Source organism: uncultured Intestinimonas sp., from assembly GCF_944387725.1.
Lineage (GTDB): Bacteria > Bacillota > Clostridia > Oscillospirales > Oscillospiraceae > Intestinimonas.
On record NZ_CALXGA010000109.1, the window covers coordinates 1 to 3,396 of the forward strand.

Genomic DNA, 3,396 nt, shown 5'->3' on the forward strand with positions numbered 1-3,396 from the left:
AGGGCCTCCAGGAGGATGGGGGCGTACACCGCCAGGCGGTTGGTGACGTCGGTGGCGTTGCCCCGGACGATGAGGGTATGGATGCGCCCCACCTGGGAGACGTGGAGGACCTCCAGGTCGGTGGGGAGCTTGGGGAGCTCTTTCTCCTGGAAGACCACCTGCATCTTCACCAGGTTCTCCTGGAGCTCCGTGAGGCTCCGCTCCACCAGCACCTTCCCGTGGGAGAGGATGCCCACCCGGTCGCAGACGTCCTCCAGCTCCCGGAGGTTGTGGGAGGAGACCAGCACGGTGACGCCGTACGCGGCCGCGTCGGAGAGGACCAGGCTCCACACCTGCCGGCGCATCACCGGGTCCAGGCCGTCCACCGGCTCGTCCAGCACCAGCACCTGGGGCCGGCAGGAGAGGGCCAGCCAAAAGGCGGCCTGCTTCTGCATCCCCTTGGAGAGACGGCGGATGGGCTTAGTCTCGTCCACGGCGGAGAAGGCCTCCTTCAGGGCTTGGTAGCGCTGGAGGTCGAACCGGGGGTAGAAGCCCCGGTAAAAGCGCATCAGGTCCCGGGTGGAGGCGGAGAGGAAGTAGTAGAGCTCGTCGGGGATGGCGCTCATTTTGGCCTTTACCGCCGGGTTTTCATAGACCGGCTCTCCGGCCACCAGCACCTCCCCGGCGTCCTGGCGGTAGATGCCGGTGATATGCCGGAGGATGGTGGACTTTCCCGCCCCGTTGGGCCCCACCAGGCCGTAGATGGACCCCTTGGGGACCGTCATGGTGAGCCCGTCCAGGGCCCGGACCCCGTCGAAGGTCTTGACCACGTTTTTGACTTGAATCATTTCGCTCCCTCCTTTGCGCCGGCCACCCGGCGCCCCAGCTCCTCGACCGTCATGCCCAGGAAGAGGAGCTCGGCGGCGGCCTCATCGAACTGCCGCAGCAGCCGCTCCCGCCGCTCTCCGGCCACGTCGGCCTTCCGGGCGGCGAAGGCCCCCTTGCCCGCCACGGTGTAGAGGTAGCCCTCCCGCTCCAGGGACTCATAAGCCCGCTGGATGGTATTGGGGTTGATGGCCAGGGAGGCCGCCAGGGCCCGCACAGAGGGGAACTGATCCCCCTCCCGGATGGCTCCGGTGACCACCAGATGCCGCAGGCCGTCTCTGACCTGCTCGTAAATGGGCCGGGCGTCCCGGTAATTCAGGCTGAACAATGTTCCGGCCTCCTTTCGGATGATGGTGGAGGGCTCCCGCCCCCCGTGGGTCCGGCGTCCCGCCGGGCAGGCGGTCCTCCGGCAGGTTGCCGGGAACCCGTTCCAGCGGGACGCCGGACCCCAAGGGAGGCCCTTGCCCCCCGGAGGGACTCCGCCCCCAACTGTACCAATCCGCTTAGTACAGTTTGATTATAGCCGCCCTCCGCCGGGAATGTCTTAAAAATTTATAACGATTTTTCGTCTCTCCTGAAATTCCCCATGACAACTTGAAAAAAGAGGTCTATAATAGGGGTGGAACGGCAATCCCGCCGCTCCTGACCCATGATGTGACAAGGAGGTCAGGTGATTCCCATGCACCACACAAGCTACCGCGCCTTTCTCCAGTGTGTCCGGGACCTGCTGGACACCCCAGAGGTACAGTCTATGAGAGACATCCCCCACCACCCGGGGACGAGCTGCTACGAGCACTCGGTTTTCGTGTCCTATGTGGCCTTCCGGCTGGCCCGGCGGTGGGGGCTGGACGCCCGGGCGGCGGCCCGGGCGGGGCTCCTGCACGACCTCTACCTCTACGACCCCAGGGATAAGACCCAGTACCAGGGCAACCAGTGCTTCGCCCACCCTGTGGCGGCGTTGAAAAACGCCTGGGCCCTGTGCGGAAGCCTCACCCCCATGGAGGAGAACATCATTGTCTCCCACATGTGGCCCCTGGCCAAGAAAATGCCCCGGTACAAGGAGGCCCTGGTGGTGAACCTGGCCGATAAGCTCTGCGCTACCGCCGAGGTCTGCCGCATCTACCACTACCTCAGAAACCGGGACCGCCGGCGCCGCCGTCTGGCCGCCGCGTAAGGTTCCCTCCGCCGGAGCCAAACAGACCCCCTTCGTCCAGCCTGACCGCTGGCGGAGGGGGTCTGTCCGCTTTTTCGGAGCGGAAATTTGTCCCAGTAAAATTTTTTCCTGTTTTGGGTGCAAAACGCGCCGCACTCTGTTATAATGGGCTTACATCACCGGGTGGACCCGGAAATGTCTGCGCCCGGCCTTTTTCGTGAGGCGGCCTAGGGCTTGTTTGAAAATTGGCGATGTGTCCAGCAGGGAGGGATTTTGGGCCGCTGGCAAACAATTTTTTCGCAGGAATCCTGGCGGATTTCAAGGAAAAATTGCGCCGTCCAGGGGAGAAAAGACCCGCTGATTGGGCATGTTGACATTTTTCAAACAAGCCCTAAGGGCTTGTTTGAACCTTCTCCACATGGAAAGGATCAAACAAGGCCTGGCGCTCCGCCACCTCAGAGTCCGCCGTGGAACGGGGTTCCCGGTGGTGCGCCGGTCCAGGACCCGGACGGCGGAGCCCGCGCTGCAATCAGATCACAGGGATAGGATCTGTCAAACGGAACGAGAATAGAAAGATTTGTGAGGGATGCTGAAATGATCGCACACGGCAAGGACATCAAGATCTTCGCTGGCAACTCCAACCCCAAGCTGGCCCGGGACATCTGCAAAAAACTGGGTACCCAGCTTGGCAACGCCGAGGTGGGTACCTTCTCTGACGGGGAGAAGTCGGTTTCCATCTACGAGACCGTCCGGGGCTCCGACGTCTTCGTGGTCCAGTCCACCTGCTCCCCGGTGAACGACAACCTGATGGAGCTCCTTATCATGATTGACGCCATGCGCCGGGCCTCCGCCGGACGGGTCACCGCAGTGATCCCCTATTTCGGTTATGCCCGCCAGGACCGCAAGACCAAGCCCCGGGACCCCATCTCCGCCAAGCTGGTGGCCAATCTCATCACCCGGGCCGGGGCCGACCGGGTGCTGACCATGGACCTCCACGCCAACCAGATTCAGGGCTTCTTCGACATCCCGGTGGACAACCTGCTGGGCTCCCCCATCTTTGTCCACCACTTTATGGAGAAATACGCCGGCTGCCACGAGGAGGTGATGGTGGTCTCCCCCGACGTGGGCTCCGTGGCCCGGGCCCGGGCCTTCGCCCAGAAGCTGGATATGCCGCTGGCCATTGTGGACAAGCGCCGGCAGAAGGCAAACTCCTCCGAAGTGATGAACATCATCGGAGACGTGCGGGACATGCGGGTCATCCTCCTGGACGACATGGTGGACACCGGCGGCTCTCTGTGCGGAGCGGCCAAGGCCCTGGTGGAGATCGGCGGGGCCAAGTCGGTCACCGCCTGCGCCTCCCACGGCGTCCTCTCCGGCCC

4 protein-coding genes are annotated in these 3,396 nt (G+C 63.5%); 2 read left to right on the plus strand and 2 right to left on the minus strand.

What is annotated here, in order from left to right:
- Window positions 1-827, minus strand: an 827-nt coding sequence (locus Q0K09_RS10590; RefSeq protein WP_294476182.1) for an ABC transporter ATP-binding protein, incomplete at its 3' end; no start/stop codon positions are given.
- Window positions 824-1,192, minus strand: a complete 369-nt coding sequence (locus tag Q0K09_RS10595; RefSeq protein ID WP_294476185.1) for a GntR family transcriptional regulator — start codon at window positions 1,190-1,192, stop codon at window positions 824-826. The genes Q0K09_RS10595 and Q0K09_RS10590, both read right to left, overlap by 4 nt.
- A gap of 351 nt (window positions 1,193-1,543) precedes the next feature.
- Here Q0K09_RS10595 and Q0K09_RS10600 point away from each other — a divergent pair, with 351 nt between their 5' ends.
- Together Q0K09_RS10600 and Q0K09_RS10605 are read left to right on the plus strand one after the other, a co-directional pair.
- Window positions 1,544-2,038 carry an HD domain-containing protein gene (locus Q0K09_RS10600; protein ID WP_294476188.1) on the plus strand — a complete coding sequence of 165 codons (495 nt, stop codon included), beginning with the start codon at window positions 1,544-1,546 and terminating at the stop codon, window positions 2,036-2,038.
- A 573-nt stretch (window positions 2,039-2,611) separates the two neighbouring features.
- Window positions 2,612-3,396 (plus strand): ribose-phosphate pyrophosphokinase (locus Q0K09_RS10605; protein WP_294476191.1); only part of this gene is annotated, 785 nt, incomplete at its 3' end.

Bases quoted from the DNA above. Each gene is read 5' to 3' on its own strand.
- Q0K09_RS10600 (WP_294476188.1), top strand. From the start codon at position 1,544: ATGCACCACACAAGCTACCGCGCCTTTCTCCAGTGTGTCCGGGACCTG.